This window comes from Amycolatopsis sp. CA-161197 (genome assembly GCF_050942255.1).
Taxonomy (GTDB): Bacteria; Actinomycetota; Actinomycetes; order Mycobacteriales; family Pseudonocardiaceae; genus Amycolatopsis.
This window is the reverse complement of the sequence record NZ_CP192059.1, coordinates 5,366,624-5,380,430: the sequence shown is the minus strand read 5'-3', so window position 1 is coordinate 5,380,430 and position 13,807 is coordinate 5,366,624. Positions and strand designations below refer to the sequence as shown.

The window sequence follows — 13,807 nt, the reverse complement described above, 5'->3', positions numbered from 1 at the left end:
CCGGTCTCGCGGTGATCGTCGCGGGATGTTCGTCCGGTGCGGCGACGACCGGGCCTAGTGCGACGACGAAGGCGCCGCCCGTGTCGAGTAGCGCGCCGCCTTCGTCGGTGGTGCATCCGCCGACGCTGGAGCGGCTGCTGCCGACCGAGGACGAACTGGCGAAGGTCGGGCAGGACGAGTACGTGCAGCCGGTCGAGTACGTCATCGGCGAGACCACGCCGTTGCGGCTGGTGAACGCCTGCGGTGCGGCGCAGCCCTGGGACGCGAAAGCGAAGCTGGGCGCCCAGGCGCATTCGAACAGCGAGAGCGGCGAGATCGCGCAGCTCGTGGCCGAGTACGACGGTTACACCGGTGCTCAGGTCGTGGCGGGTGTGAAGAAGGCGCTCGCTTGTGGCCACGTGACGGTGCAGCACCTTGACTTCGGGTCGGTCAGCGAGTTCACGGCGCCGAAGGTGGCGGATGCGCAGTACGGGTTCTGCGCGGCGCCGACCGACCCCATCGGGGTGCGGATCTGTGTGCTGGTGCTGGGCAAGGGTGACCGGGCCGAGTCGCTCGTCTTCACGAACACGGACTGGGTCGACAAGCCGGGCCGGTCCGTGTTGGCGAAGGTCGCGCCGCTGTTCGCCGAGGCGCTCGGGCGGCCCTAGCCCTCGGAGGTGGGTGCCGCGGGGAGGAACTTGTCTTCCCGCGGTCGCCGCCACGCCGAGATGAGGCCCAGGGGGTCCGGGCGCAGCAGGGACGCGGCCGCGTAGAGGCTCACGACCACGACGATCGCGATGAACCACCAGTCGTACAGGGCCTGTTCGCCGGTCGGGTAGTACACGAGGGTCACGAAGACCGACACGGCCACCACGGCGGAGAGGTTCCGGCGTTCCCAGGGGAACGCGGAGATGAGCACGAAGCCCCAGGTGAGGTACCACGGCAGGGTCGGCGGCATGAGGATCGCGACGGCCAGCAGGGTGATCGCGGCGCGGTACACGGCCTTGCTGCCGCCTTCGCGGGCGAGCCACCACTGGCGGATGCCGAACGCGGCGAGGCCGATCATGGCGATCGCGCGGGCGACGGTGACGAACGGCGACGGCTGGACGTTGGCGACGAGGTGCACGAGGTTGTACACGGCTTCGCCGATGCCGGTCGGGAAGTTGAGCCAGTTGGCGATGAGCTGGGGTGCCGCGAGGCCCGACCACCAGCCGAGGTTGAGGGAGCCGAGCGAGACCCAGGTGCCGGCGACGAACACGGGCAGGAAGAGCCCGACGGACGCGGCGCCGGCCTTGAAGAAGTTCTTGACCTTCGACTCGCCGGTCATGTTCGCGGCCCACATCCAGACGAGGAAGGGCAGGGCGACGGCGGCGGTCGGTTTGATCAGCATGCCGATGGTCACGAGCACGACGGCGACGATGTACTTGCGCTCGAGGGCGGCGAGGACGCCGGTGGTGAGGAAGCCGAGCATCATGAGGTCGTTGTGCGGGCCGCCGAAGAGGTGGATGACCATCATCGGGCTGGCGACCGCGAGCCACAGCGCCACGGGGAGCTTGCCGCCGAGGTGCTTCACGAGCCGCGGCAGCGCCCACAGGGTCATGCCGAGGCCGACGAGCAGCACGACGCGGGTGAGGATCACGCCGGCGATCATGTTGTCCTGCGTGATGGACACGATGCCCTTGGAGATGAGCAGGAACAGCGGCCCGTACGGGGCGGGCGTGGTCTGCCAGAGCGGGTGGACGTTCTGCACCACGTTGGGGAGCACGTCGAGCTCGGCGGGGCCGTTGGCGTACGGGTCGAGCCCGTAGAGCAGCTGGGCGCCCTGGCCGAGGTAGGAGAAGACGTCGCGGGTGAACAGCGGCGGCGACACGAGCAGGGGCGCCATCCAGCACAGGGCGGCGACGAGGATGGGCTTGCTGCCGATGCGGCCGGCGAGCACGTAGCGGCCGAGGCGGACCCAGGCCCAGACGACGAGCGCGAAGCCGAGGTAGAGCAGTCCGTTGGCGAGCGCGCGGCCGTGGCCGTAGCGGATCCACGACAGCGGGCCGTGGCCGAGGACGGGGTCGCGGATCAGGATCCCGCCGGCGCCGAGCGCGGCGAGCATGAGCAGCGTGGTCCCGATGGTGCCCATCGCGATCGTGCGGTACGGGAAGCGCGAGGGCGTGAGGAATCGCGCGTCCGGAGCGCTGATCGCGGACGGCTGCGCGGAGTCGGTGGTGGTCGCCATTTCGATCCAGGAGATTACCGGGTGAATCTTCGCCTCACCGCACGGGCTCCCGCTCCGATGCCGTTTCGCGCACCTGTTCGGGCGGCCGGCGTGCGGTCCGGGTGAATGTTCCGCCCGTGGGTGGTGGACGCCGTTTTTCCGGAAGTGGCCCGGAACGTTCAGCTGCCGGTGGTCGCGCGCTGGGCCGTGCCGCCGGGCAGGGCGGCGAGCAGGGAGCGGGTGTACTCGTGCCGGGGGTCGAGCAGGACCTGCTCGACGGTGCCCGTTTCGACGAGTTCGCCCCGGTACATCACGGCGACGCGGTCGGCGATGTTCCAGGCCAGGCCCAGGTCGTGGGTGATCACGAGCCCGGCGAGGCCGAGTTCGCGCCGCAGCCGCAGCAGGAGGGCGAGGATTTCGCCGCGCACGGATGCGTCGAGGGAGGCGACGGGTTCGTCGGCCACGAGCACGGCGGGTTCGAGCGCGAGCGCGCCGGCGATGACCACGCGCTGGCGCTGGCCGCCGGAGAGCTCGTGGGGCAGGCGGTCGAGGAACTTCTCCGGGGGCCGCAGCTCCGCCGCCTCCAGCGCCTTGAGCACGGTGTCGCGTTCGGCGGGCAGGCCGTGGATGCGGGGGCCTTCCGCGACGGCTTCGTAGACGGTGTGGGTGGGGTTGAGCGCGCTGGTGGGGTCTTGCAGGACGAGCTGGACCTTGCGCCGGTAGGCGCGCAGTGCGGCGCCGCCTGCGGGGAGGGGTTTGCCGTCGTGGCGGATCGCGCCGGAGTCGGCTTTCTGCAGGCCGAGCAGGGTGCGGGCGAGGGTGGTCTTGCCGGAGCCGGACTGGCCGACCAGGGCGACGATCTCGTCGCGGCGCACGGCGAGGTCGACGCCGTTGACGGCGTGGATGCGCTTGCCGGTCCGGTCGCGGAAGCTGACGTGGAGGTTTTCGGCTTCGAGCAGCGGGGTGTCGCCGGGGCCGGCGCGGTGCTCGGGTTCGGGCGGCAGCGGGGTGCTGGTGGCCGGGGCGAAGCGGGACACGGGGTCGCCGACGGTGGGGAACGCGGCGGCGAGCGCGCGGCTGTGTTCGTGGTGCGGGTCGGCCATGAGCTCGGCGCTGGGGCGTTCCTCGACGAGCTGCCCGTCGTACATCACGGCGATGCGGTCGCAGGTGGCGGCGAGCACGAACAGGTCGTGGCTGATCATGACGAGCCCGATGTCCTGTTCGGCCACGAGCTTCGACAGCAGCGCGAGCACCTGGGCCTGCACGATCACGTCGAGTGCGGTGGTCGGCTCGTCGGCGATCACCAGGCGCGGTGAGCAGGCCAGGGCCATCGCGATCATCACGCGCTGTTTCTGTCCGCCGGACAGCTCGTGCGGGTAAGCACCGGCGCGTGCCGGTGGCAGGTCGACCTGTTCGAGGAGTTCGGCGACGCGGGCTTTCACCTGCGGCTCGCTCAGCGCGCCGGTCTCGGGCGGGTGCAGGCGCAGGGGTTCGGCGATCTGCTCGCCGATGCGGCGCACGGGGTTGAGCGCGTGCATGGCGCCCTGGAACACCACCGACGCCTCGGCCCAGCGCACGGCGCGCAGGCGGCCCCAGCGCATCGTGGTGACGTCTTCGCCGTCGAGCAGGATCTCGCCGGTCACGGTGGCGCTGCGGGGCAGCAGGCGCAGCACGCTCATGGCGACGGTGGACTTGCCCGAGCCGGACTCCCCCGCCACGCCGAGCGTGCCGCCGGCTTCCAGGCGCAGGCCGACGCCGCGGACGGCGGGGACCTCGCCGCCGCCGGTGCGGTAGGTGACGCCGAGGTTCTTGAGTTCGAGCAGGGCGGTCACGAGTGTTGTCCTTTGAGCCTCGGGTTCAGCACCGTCTCCAGCCCGCGGCCGACCAGGGTGAAGAACAGCACGACGAGCACGATCGCGATGCCCGGCGGGAGCAGGTTCCACCACGCGCCGCGGCTGACGGCGCCGTTGTTGAGCGCGGTTTCGAGCATCGCGCCCCAGGAGATGGAGCTCGGGTCGCCGACGCCGAGGAACGACAGGGTCGCGTCGGCGATGATCGAGTTGCCGACCACCAGGGTGGTGTTGGCGAGCACGAGCGGCGCGACGCCGGGCAGGACGTGTTTGCCGACGACGTGCAGGTGGCCGCCGCCGAGCGCCCGGGAGCGTTCGATGTAGGGGCGGCTTTCGATGGTGAGGGTCTGGGCGCGCACGAGCCGGGCGGTGCTGGGCCAGGCGGTGACGCCGATGGCGAGCACGATCGTCCAGATCCCCTGCGGCAGCACCGCGGACAGCGCGATGGCGAGCACGAGGGAGGGCAGGACGAGGAAGAAGTCGGTGAAGCGCAGCAGGATCGTGGAGATCCAGCCGCCGAAGTGCGCGGCGGCGATGCCGATGACGGTGCCAATGAGCACGCTCAGCACCGTGGCGGCGAACCCGACGAGCAGCGAGATCCGGGTGCCCCACATCGTCAGCAGGAGCACGGAGCGGCCGTCGATGTCGGTGCCGAGCCAGAACTGCCCGTCGGGCGGGCTCAGGGGGCGGCCGGTGGCCTGGGTGACGTCGAGACCGCTGGAGTCGCTGATCACCGGCAGCAGCAGGGCGAGCAGGACGGTGAGCACGAGCAGGACGAACCCGGTGAGCGCGGCCTTCTGGGCGGCGAACTCGTGCCAGGTGCGGGCGATGCCGGCGCGGCGGCGGCGCCACGCGATGGCGCGCGGCGTCTCGGACGCGGTGGTGGCGGGGGCGGTCATGCGGTGCGCACCCTCGGGTCGAGCACGCGGTAGAGCAGTTCCGCGAGCAGGTTCATCAGGACGACGGCACTGGCGAGCACGACGAAAACTCCTTGCAGCACCGGCAGGTCCGGGCCGTGCAGCGCGTCGTAGGTGAGCTGGCCGAGGCCGGGCCAGCTGAACACGGCCTCGACGGTGACGGCGCCGGAGACGACCATGCCGAACTGCATGAACACCAGGGTCACGGTGGGCAGCAGCGCGTTGGGCACGGCGTGGCGGCGGCGGACGAGGTCGTCGCGCAGGCCTTTGGCGCGGGCGGTGGTGAGGTAGTCGGCGTTCATCTCCCCCAGCAGCGACGAGCGCATGACCAGCATGTACTGGGCGTAGAACACCGCAAGCAGTGTCACGCACGGCAGGACGAGGTGGTGCAGCACGTCAAGGCCCTGGGCGAGGAACCCGGGTCCGGCGTCGGGCGAGTGCATGCCGCGGCTGGGGAACAGGCCGCCGGTGACGACGAGCAGCAGCAGGCCGAGCCAGAACTGCGGAACCGACCACAGGGTCAGGGCGATGCCGGTCTGGGCGCGGTCGAAGAAGCTGTCGCGTTTCCAGGCGGCGCGGATGCCGAGCCACAGGCCGAGCGCGACGGCGAGCACGGTCGCGCTGCCCACGAGCAGCACCGTGGGCCACAGCCGTTCGCCGATCATGTCGAGCACGGGCCGGCGTTCGATGTAGGAGGTGCCGAAGTCGCCGCGGAACAGGCCGGTGAAGTAGTCCCAGAACTGGGTGATCAGGGGCTTGTCGATGCCGAGGCGGTCGCGCAGCTCGGCGATCTGGACGGGGTCGGTGGGGCGTTCGCGGACCATGAACGCCACGGGGTCGCCGGGCAGGAGCCGGAACAGCAGGAACCCGAGCACGATCACCAGCACGATGCTGGCGAGGGCTTCGGCGATCTTGGTGAGGACGAACCGGGTGGTGCCGGTCCCGCCGCGGTTCTCGTCGGGGTCGACGAGAACCGCGGCCTGGTCGGAGGTGAGTGACTGCGTCAAGAGGTGCTACTCCCGGTCGTCCGCGGCTTTGCCGCGCCGGCCGATCATGATGCCGCCGCCGACGAGGACGACGACCACGACGACACCGAGCACGATCCACAGCACGGTGTTCGAGCCGCCGCTCTCGGCGGCGGTGTTCTCCGTGCCGGCGGGGACGGCACCGTAGACACCCCAGTAGCCGGTCTGCTCCAGGATCGAGCCCTGGGGCTGCGGCTGGGTCTGGAAGCCGGAGAACTTGTCGGAGCGGTAGGCCTCGAGCGCGTTGTCGTAGTCGAGGACGACGTTCACGGCCTGGCTGTAGAGGCGGGCCTGCGCCTGCTTGACGTAGCCGGCGCGGGTGGCCGGGTCGGTGTCGGTGAGCTGCTGCTTGTAGAACCCGTCGTAGGCCTGGTCGCAGAAGAACGTGTCGGTGGTGGCGCCCTTGCCCTGGGCGTTGGGCCGCGCGGCGCAGGTGTGCAGCGCGAGCGCGTAGTCCGGGTCGGGGTTGGTGGCGTAGCCGGAGATCGCGAGGTCGTAGTTGCCGGCGGTGGTGCGGTCGTTGAGCTCCTCGTCGGAGACGAGCTCGGGCTTCACGGCGATGCCGATCTGCTGCAGCCAGCCGGTGACGTACTGCACGGTGCGCTGGTCGAACGCGCGGTTGGCGTGGCCGGTCAGGCGCAGCTCGAGGCGCGCGCCGCCGGGCGCGACGCGGATCCCGTCGCCGCCCTTGGCGTAGCCGGCCTCGTCGAGAGTCTTGTTGGCGGCCGCGAGGTCGAACTTGCGGGCCTCGGCCGGTGAGGGATCCCAGTGGTAGGCGGAGTAGATCGGCGGGATGACGCCGCCGCCGAGCTGGCCGTAGCCGCCCATGACCCGGTCGACGATCGTCTTGGTGTCGATGCTTTCCGCGATGGCCTGGCGCAGCCGGAGGTCCTTCAGCACGGGGTTGCCGTTGCCGATGGGCTTGTTGGTCACGTCTTCGACGCCGAAGTTGATGTTGATCTCGTTGTAGCGGCGCCCGGGTGCCTGGTTGGTGGCGATGTTCGGCTGGCCCTTGAGGGCGTCGAACTGGGTCGGGGTGAGCCGGTTGATCACGTCGACCTCGCCCTGCTTGAGGGCGTTGACGGCGGCTTCGACGTCCTTGAACACGAGCAGCTGCAGTTCGTCGACCTTGGGCGCACCGCGCCAGTAGGAGGTGTTGGCCTTGAACTTCACGTACTCGTTCTGCTTGTACTCGGTGAGCTGGTACGGGCCGTCGCTGACGCCGACCACGGACAGGTCGTCGGTCTTCGGGTCGTTGAGGTCCTTGATCGGCGCCCAGATGTGCTCGGGCACGATCGGCACGTCGAGCAGGTCCATGGTGGCCTGCACGGCCTTGGTCTTGATGATCAGCGTCGTGGCGTCGGGTGCGGCGACGCTCTGGAAGTTGGCGACGTAGTTGCCGTTCGCGGTGCGTGCGGTCTCGTCGTCGAGCATGCGCTGGAAGGTGAACGCCGCGTCCTTGGCGGTGACGGGCTGCCCGTCGGACCACTTCACGCCCTGGCGGATCTTGAACGTCCAGGTGAGCTTGTCGGGCGAGGTCGTCCACGACTCCGCGAGCGCGGGCGAGGCTTCGGCCTTGTCCGCGCTCGGGATGGTGAGGAACTCGTAGATGAACCGGCCGACCTGTGTCGACGCCGCGAGCGACGCCGTGAACGGGTTCAGGTGGTCGATCCCGGTCGTGAGCGCCACGCGCAGCACCTTGGGCTGCGCCGGCTGCTGTGCCGCGGCGGTTCCCGCCAGCGGCAGAATCGCCATGGTTCCCGCGGCCAGAACCGCGATGACGCGGTTCACCCCGCGCCGAACGTGCTTGATCCGCACTTGAAGACCACCCCATCGTCTAGCCCCAGAGCCGAAAAGTAACCACATACCGAGGGAAGGGCGCAATATGTTCCGACAACTGTGCGTGTCCGATCGTTATGTGCGGCGTGTCGTCACCGTGCGTGACCTCGGGTGTTCCGCCCCGGGCCGGACGTAGGATGACTAGAGTGCCCGCATGCGGATCATGGTCTCGGCGGACATGGAGGGCGCCACGGGCGTCACGTGGACCGACGACGTCGTGCCCGGCACCGAGCCCTGGCAGCGGTTCCGGCGGTTGTTCACCGGTGACGTCAACGCGGTGCTGGCGGGGTTGTTCGAAGCCGGTGCGTCCGACGTCCTGGTGAACGAGGCGCATTCGTCGCAGCGGAACCTGTTGCTGGAGGAGCTGGATCCGCGGGCGCGGATGCTCACGGGGCGCCACAAGCCGTTGTCGATGATGCAGGGCATCGATTCCGGTGTGGACGGTGTGGTGTTCCTCGGTTACCACGCGGGCGCCGGATTCGACGGCGTGCTCTCGCACACGTACCTGGAGAACCAGATCACCGGGGTGTGGCTCGACGACGTGCCCGCGAGCGAGGGCCGGCTCAACGCGGCGCTGGCGGCGGAGTACGGCGTGCCGGTACTGCTGGTCAGCGGGGACGACCAGGCATGTGAGGACGCCCGTGACTACGCTCCGGAAGCGGAGCTGGTGCCGGTGAAGGAGTGCGTGAGCCGCTACGCGGCGATCTGTCTGCCGCCGGCGCGCACCTCCGAGCTGCTGACCGCGGCGGCTTTGGACTCGTGTGTGCGGGCCGGGCGGGTGGAGCGGCTGCCGGGGCGGCACCGGATCGAGGTGGAGTTCGACGCGAGCCACCTGGCGCAGGCGACGGCCGTGATCCCGACGGTGGAGCAGATCGGCACGCGCCGGGTCGGGTTCGACGCGCCGAGCATGACCGAGGCGATGAAGGCGTTCAAGGTGGTCACGGCCATCGCGGCGGGGGCGGTGCAGGGTATCTATGGCTGACGTGGCTGACCCCGTCGAGCTTTGCGCGGATCTGATCCGGTTCGACACGACCAACCGCGGTGGCGGGGACTCCGAGGGCGAGCGGGAGGCGGCGGAGTACGTCGCGGAATTCCTGGCACGCCACGGGGTTGCGGCGAAGATCGTGGAGTCGGCGCCGCGGCGGGCGAACGTGATCGCGCGGATTCCGGGTGCCGATCCGGCGTTGCCGGCACTGCTGGTGCAGGGGCACCTGGACGTGGTCCCGGCGGACGCGGCGGACTGGTCGGTGCCGCCGTTTTCCGGTGAGGTGCGCGACGGGTTCCTGTGGGGCCGGGGCGCGGTGGACATGAAGGACTTCTGTGCGATGGTGCTTTCCGCCGTCGCGTCGGGACTGCGGCCGCGCCGGGATCTGGTGCTGGCGTTCGTGGCGGACGAGGAGGACAAGGGCGACTTCGGGGCGCATTGGCTCGTCGCGCAGCACCCGGAGCTGTTCGAGGGCTGCGCCGCGGCGATCAGCGAGTCGGGTGGCTACAGCTACCACGTGCCGGCGGCCGACGGGCGCGCCGTGCGGCTGTACCCGGTGGGGACGGCCGAGCGCGGCACCGCGCACATCAAGCTCACCGCCCGCGGCCGGGCGGGGCACGGCTCGCGCCCCAACGACGAGAACGCCGTGACCATGCTCGCCGACGCGTTGCACCGCATCGCCGGGCACCGCTGGCCGGTGCGGCTGACCCCGACCGTGCGGGCGTTCCTGGACCGCACGGGTGCGGCGCTGGGCGTGCCCGTGGACCTCTCCTCGGGTGACGCGGTGGACGCGACAGTGGCGCGGCTCGGCCCGGCGGGTTCGCTCGTGCTGCCGACCGTCCGCAACAGCACCACGCCGACGATGCTGTCCGCCGGCTACAAGGTGAACGTGATCCCGTCGACCGCGACGGCCCAGGTGGACGTCCGGGTGCTGCCGGACGCCGAGGACGAACTGTTCGAGGTCCTCGACTCCCTGCTCGGCCCCGGGGTGACGCGCGAGTTCGTCGCGCACCAGCCGCCCGTGCAGGCCCCGGTGGACTCACCGTGGTTCGACGCCATGGCCGCCGCCCTGCGCGCCGAGGACCCCGACGCGGTGGTGGTGCCCTACTGCATGGGCGGCGGCACGGACGCGAAGGCATTCTCCCGGCTGGGCATGGCGTGCTACGGCTTCGCTCCCCTGTCGCTACCCGAGGGCTTCCCGTACCGCGCCATGGCGCACGGCGTGGACGAACGCGTACCGGTGGACGGGCTGCGCTTCGGGACGCGGGTGTTGAAGCGGTTCTTGGAGTCCTGTTAGGACGCACCCTTTTGTTGCCGCGTCGGTCTACTCGGCCGCACCAATCGAGCCGCGCCGGGTCCGCTCGAGTTTCATCGCCACCACCATGCCCATTCATCCCATGAGCTCGGCAGCACAGGGTCAGGCTACGGCCGCCACACCAGCTCCGTTTGAACGCGCCGCCGCCGACTAGCCGCTCACCGGCTGTCTAGACCACGGCGCGTAGCGGAGCGCACGGCCTCGGCGACTGTGGTCTTGCCCGAGCCTGAGGGGCCGCGCCGCACGAGAAGCGTGGTGTTCTCGTGCCCGGTCAGGGCGCTCATGGGGTGGGTCCTTGGTCTGAAGGCGGAGAAAGGTTTTCGCCGGCGGTGATGAGGTCGGCGAGGTACTCCTCGATCATGGCCAAGAACCATCCTCAGCGAAATCCACAAGGGGCAGCGCGGCCACCGTACCTGCCGCCGCGTCAGCGGCTCGGTCAGGGTTTGCGGGCCACGGCTGCGAGAAGGCAGTGATCGGAGAGTTTGAGTGGCTGCATGCGAGGGCCCGTGGGCCACCAGTCGGCCGGCTGGACCAGGCCGGGCTCGAGGATCTCGAGGCCGGCGAGCATGGTGTTGATCTCGGCGCGGGTGCGGAAGTGGATCCGCCCTGAGGAGGCGCCTTGATATACGCGTTCGATGTTGCGGGCGACGGCGCTGTACTCGTCGTCTTCGGGGTCGAGGGCGTGGCTGAGCACCACATACGATCCTGACGGCAGGGCGTCGAGGTAGTCACGCAGTACGGCGGCCGGGTCGTCGGCGCAGAAGTGCATGCTCATCGAGTGGATGAGTGCGAGGGGTTTGTCCCAGTCGAGCTCGCCGCGCACGGTCGGATCGGCCAGCAGCTTCGCGGGCTGGAAGATGTCGCCTCGGACGATGTGGGTGTGCTCGTTGTCGGCCAGCAGCGCGCGGCCGTGGGCGAGCACCACCGGATCGTTGTCGACGTAGACCACGCGCGCGTCGGGGTTGGACCGTTGTGCGACCTCGTGGACGTTCTCGGCGGTGGGTAGCCCGGACCCGCAGTCGAGGAACTGGTCGATGCCGATGTCGCGGGCCAGGAAGCGCACGGCGCGGATCAGAAATTCTCGAGCGACGACGGCCAGTTCGGTCACCTCGGGTGCCACGGCTTGGACCTTGCGCAGCATTTCCCGGTCGACCTCGTAGTTGTCCTTGCCGCCCAAGCCCGCGTCGTAGACCCGGGCGGTACTCGGCACGGTCGGATCGATGACCATCGCAAAGTCGTCGTCGAGCTCGCTCATGGGTAGCAACGTACCGCTAAGCGGTTGCGCTCCGACGTCGACCGGCGGCCACCGTAATGGTGAATATGTCTGACCAGCAGTGATCAGGGGATGATGCGGCGCCGTGCCGCGGGTGGCCGTGGTGCGACGGTGGTCCGTGCCACGGGACCGCGCAATTGTGAGACGAACCTGGAGTGCTTGTAAGCGCCCCCGCCCGCCCTTCTCCGAGTCGAAAAGGCCATGCGTGAGCGTGCCGTGGGCCGCTAATGTGACAGCACTGTTGTATCCCGGTGTGAGGACGCGCTGATGGCTGGGCTGTACCCCGAGATCGAACCGTACGAGCAGGGCCTGCTCGACGTCGGAGACGGGCACGAGATCTACTGGGAGACTTGCGGGAACCCGGCCGGGAAGCCCGCGCTCGTCGTGCACGGCGGCCCGGGCTCGGGCTGCTCGGCAAATCTCCGCCGTTACTTCGACCCCGAGCGGTACCGGGTCGTGCTCGTCGACCAGCGCGGCTGCGGCCGCAGCATCCCGCACGCCGGCGCTCCGGTCGCCGACCTCTCGGCCAACACCACTGCCCACCTGATCGCGGACTTCGAACTCCTCCGGACCCGGCTCGGTATCGAGAAGTGGTTGCTGTTCGGCGGTTCCTGGGGCTCGGTGCTCGGGCTGACTTACGCTCTGCGCCACACCGAGCGGATCAGCGAGATCGTCCTGATGGGCCTGGCGACCGACCGGCACCTCGAGATCGAAATGCTCATCCGCGGTCTCGGTGCCTACTTCCCGGAGGCCTTCGCCCAGTTCCGCGAGGGCGTGTCCGAGAACGAGCGCGACGGCGACCTGTCCGCCGCATACCACCGACTGGTCATGGACCCGGACCCCGTGGTCCACCACCAGGCGGCCGCGGATTGGTGCGCCTGGGAAGGCGCGATGCTGCCGGGCGTGCGGCCACACGACGTCTACGAGGATCCGACGTACCGGCTCTGCTCTGCCCGGCTCGTCACGCACTACTTCAGCAACCGGGCGTTCCTCGAGGACGGCGTCATCCTGCGCGAAGCGGCCAAGTTGGCAGGGATCCCGGCTGTGCTGGCGCAGGGCGTGCTCGACACCAGCAACATCGTCGGCACACCGTGGCTGCTGCACCACGCCTGGCCCGGCAGCGAGCTGGTGATGCTGGACGACGTCGGACACACGATTTCCGCCGCCTCGATGCAGAACGTGCTGGTCGGCGCGACGGACCGATTCGCCCGGTGACGGACGGCCGCGGTGGGGCGCTCGACGGATGGAGTCCGCGAAGCTGACCGATGCGGGGTATCTGCCCGCCACTGCGGAGGTGACGCCGTTGCAGGCGTTGGCGTGCGCACGCCGGCTCGCGCGGATGATCACGGGTGGTTCTCAGGGAGAGTGTCCGTGCCATGCGGCGAGCTTCCGGCGCCGCTAGGCCCGCCAGGCGCCCGGCAGGTTCTGCGGGTGTGTGCGCTCGAGTTCGGCTTCGAGGGTGGCCTGGCGGTGTTCGGCGGCTTCGGCGCTGGGGAGGCCGAGGCGGTCGGCGATGCGGTCCCAGGACCAGCCGCGCCGGCGGGCCTGGGTGATGAACTCGGGTTCGGACTGGTCGACGACGCGGCGGGTGATGACGACTTCGCGGCCCCAGGCGTCGAGGACGTCGTCGGGGACGTCGTGGCCGAGCTGAGCCGTCATGAGCAGGGCGGTGAGCACCTCGGTGGGTGCCAGGTCGGGGAGGTGCTCGGTGAGCCAGCGTTCGAGGATCGGGTTCACGTCAGGTCTCCCGGGTGAACTGGGCCCACCAGCGGCTGCCGTCGCGGACGCGGTCGACGGTGGTGGCCTTGACGCCGTCGCGGGCGAAGGAGTCGAGTTCGGCGCGGTTGAGCGGCCAGGGTGGTCCGGACCAGGTGGCGAGGTCGATGTTCTCCTCGGCGAACGCGCCGACGACGAGCGTGCCGCCGGGGGCGAGGAAGCCGGCCACGGACGCGATCGCCGCGTCGCGCACGGACTTCGGCATGGACTGCACGGTGAGGATCTCGACGACGACGTCGAAGGCGTGGTGCCAGGCGGCGGGCGGGTCGAGCAGGTCGGCGGTGCGGTAGGAGACGCGCGTGTCGGGGAAGCGGTTGAGCACGGCCTTGATCGCGCTGGGCGAGACGTCGAACGCCGAGGTCGCGTAGCCGGACTCGGCGAGCAGTTCCGCGTCGTCGCCCAGGCCGCACCCGACGACGAGCGCGCTGCGGCCCGCGCCGGGGTTCGCCGCCGCCCAGGCCGCGAGCTCGGGGCCCGGTTCGCCCCGGTACCACGGCACGACGGCCTCCCCCGCTTCGGCCGCGGCGTACAGGGGCTCGAACCACCCCGTCGGGTCGCCTTCGGCCAGCGCGGCCTCGGCACGGCGGCGCGCGGCGTCGTCGGCCGCCGCCTGGTCGATCGCTTCAGGGGGCATGCTCCCCT

The 13,807-nt window shown here is 70.3% G+C and carries 12 protein-coding genes; 4 read left to right on the top strand and 8 right to left on the bottom strand.

What is annotated here, in order from left to right; translation table 11 throughout:
* Nucleotides 1–80: 80 nt before the first annotated feature.
* A complete protein-coding gene (locus ACQPXB_RS24990; RefSeq protein ID WP_432844627.1) occupies nt 81–647 on the top strand; it encodes a hypothetical protein in 567 nt (188 codons plus the stop codon).
* Here ACQPXB_RS24990 and mptB read toward each other — a convergent pair.
* From mptB to ACQPXB_RS24965, 5 genes are all read right to left on the bottom strand, one after another.
* Complete coding sequence (gene mptB / locus ACQPXB_RS24985; protein ID WP_366590165.1) at nt 644–2,206, bottom strand: polyprenol phosphomannose-dependent alpha 1,6 mannosyltransferase MptB; 1,563 nt, start codon at nt 2,204–2,206, stop codon at nt 644–646. The genes ACQPXB_RS24990 and mptB overlap by 4 nt on opposite strands.
* Nucleotides 2,207–2,364: 158 nt before the next feature.
* Nucleotides 2,365–4,017, bottom strand: coding sequence for a nickel ABC transporter ATP-binding protein NikE (nikE, locus tag ACQPXB_RS24980; RefSeq protein ID WP_432844626.1), 1,653 nt, complete (start codon nt 4,015–4,017; stop codon nt 2,365–2,367).
* The gene (locus tag ACQPXB_RS24975; protein ID WP_366590160.1) at nt 4,014–4,934 is read right to left on the bottom strand and encodes an ABC transporter permease; all 921 of its coding nucleotides are present in this window, start codon (nt 4,932–4,934) and stop codon (nt 4,014–4,016) included. The genes nikE and ACQPXB_RS24975 overlap by 4 nt, the downstream gene beginning before the upstream one ends.
* Nucleotides 4,931–5,959: an ABC transporter permease gene (locus ACQPXB_RS24970; RefSeq protein WP_366590158.1), complete on the bottom strand. Its 1,029-nt coding sequence runs from the start codon at nt 5,957–5,959 to the stop codon at nt 4,931–4,933. Before ACQPXB_RS24970 ends, ACQPXB_RS24975 begins: the two co-directional genes overlap by 4 nt.
* 6 nt (nt 5,960–5,965) lie before the next feature.
* On the bottom strand, nt 5,966–7,732 hold the full coding sequence (locus tag ACQPXB_RS24965) for an ABC transporter substrate-binding protein (RefSeq protein ID WP_366590172.1): 1,767 nt from the start codon (nt 7,730–7,732) through the stop codon (nt 5,966–5,968).
* A 238-nt stretch (nt 7,733–7,970) separates the two neighbouring features.
* On the opposite strand from ACQPXB_RS24965, the gene ACQPXB_RS24960 reads away from it, so the two are divergent.
* Together ACQPXB_RS24960 and ACQPXB_RS24955 are read left to right on the top strand one after the other, a co-directional pair.
* Complete coding sequence (locus ACQPXB_RS24960) at nt 7,971–8,798, top strand: M55 family metallopeptidase (RefSeq protein ID WP_366590156.1); 828 nt, start codon at nt 7,971–7,973, stop codon at nt 8,796–8,798.
* Nucleotides 8,791–10,098 carry a M20/M25/M40 family metallo-hydrolase gene (locus tag ACQPXB_RS24955; RefSeq protein ID WP_432844625.1) on the top strand — a complete coding sequence of 436 codons (1,308 nt, stop codon included), beginning with the start codon at nt 8,791–8,793 and terminating at the stop codon, nt 10,096–10,098. Before ACQPXB_RS24960 ends, ACQPXB_RS24955 begins: the two co-directional genes overlap by 8 nt.
* A gap of 454 nt (nt 10,099–10,552) precedes the next feature.
* Here ACQPXB_RS24955 and ACQPXB_RS24950 read toward each other — a convergent pair whose 3' ends face one another.
* Nucleotides 10,553–11,371, bottom strand: a complete 819-nt coding sequence (locus ACQPXB_RS24950; RefSeq protein ID WP_366590150.1) for an SAM-dependent methyltransferase — start codon at nt 11,369–11,371, stop codon at nt 10,553–10,555.
* A 285-nt stretch (nt 11,372–11,656) separates the two neighbouring features.
* Between ACQPXB_RS24950 and pip the strand changes: the two genes are divergently transcribed.
* Nucleotides 11,657–12,604, top strand: coding sequence for a prolyl aminopeptidase (gene pip / locus ACQPXB_RS24945; RefSeq protein WP_432844624.1), 948 nt, complete (start codon nt 11,657–11,659; stop codon nt 12,602–12,604).
* 183 nt (nt 12,605–12,787) lie between these two features.
* On the opposite strand, the gene ACQPXB_RS24940 is transcribed toward pip, so the two are convergent.
* Both ACQPXB_RS24940 and ACQPXB_RS24935 read right to left on the bottom strand, forming a co-directional pair.
* Entirely contained in the window at nt 12,788–13,126 is a 339-nt protein-coding gene (locus ACQPXB_RS24940) for a hypothetical protein (RefSeq protein ID WP_366590146.1), read from the bottom strand.
* 1 nt (nt 13,127) lies between these two features.
* Entirely contained in the window at nt 13,128–13,799 is a 672-nt protein-coding gene (locus ACQPXB_RS24935; protein ID WP_432844623.1) for a class I SAM-dependent methyltransferase, read from the bottom strand.
* Nucleotides 13,800–13,807: the final 8 nt, after the last annotated feature.

What these genes read in the sequence shown, in the direction of transcription:
- ACQPXB_RS24960 (WP_366590156.1), top strand. Translation starts at nt 7,971, where the DNA reads ATGCGGATCATGGTCTCGGCGGACATGGAGGGCGCCACGGGCGTCACG.
- pip (WP_432844624.1), top strand. Translation starts at nt 11,657, where the DNA reads ATGGCTGGGCTGTACCCCGAGATCGAACCGTACGAGCAGGGCCTGCTC.
- ACQPXB_RS24975 (WP_366590160.1), bottom strand. Translation starts at nt 4,934, where the DNA reads ATGACCGCCCCCGCCACCACCGCGTCCGAGACGCCGCGCGCCATCGCG.
- ACQPXB_RS24955 (WP_432844625.1), top strand. Translation starts at nt 8,791, where the DNA reads ATGGCTGACGTGGCTGACCCCGTCGAGCTTTGCGCGGATCTGATCCGG.
- ACQPXB_RS24965 (WP_366590172.1), bottom strand. Translation starts at nt 7,732, where the DNA reads ATGGCGATTCTGCCGCTGGCGGGAACCGCCGCGGCACAGCAGCCGGCG.
- ACQPXB_RS24950 (WP_366590150.1), bottom strand. Translation starts at nt 11,371, where the DNA reads ATGAGCGAGCTCGACGACGACTTTGCGATGGTCATCGATCCGACCGTG.
- ACQPXB_RS24935 (WP_432844623.1), bottom strand. Translation starts at nt 13,799, where the DNA reads ATGCCCCCTGAAGCGATCGACCAGGCGGCGGCCGACGACGCCGCGCGC.
- mptB (WP_366590165.1), bottom strand. Translation starts at nt 2,206, where the DNA reads ATGGCGACCACCACCGACTCCGCGCAGCCGTCCGCGATCAGCGCTCCG.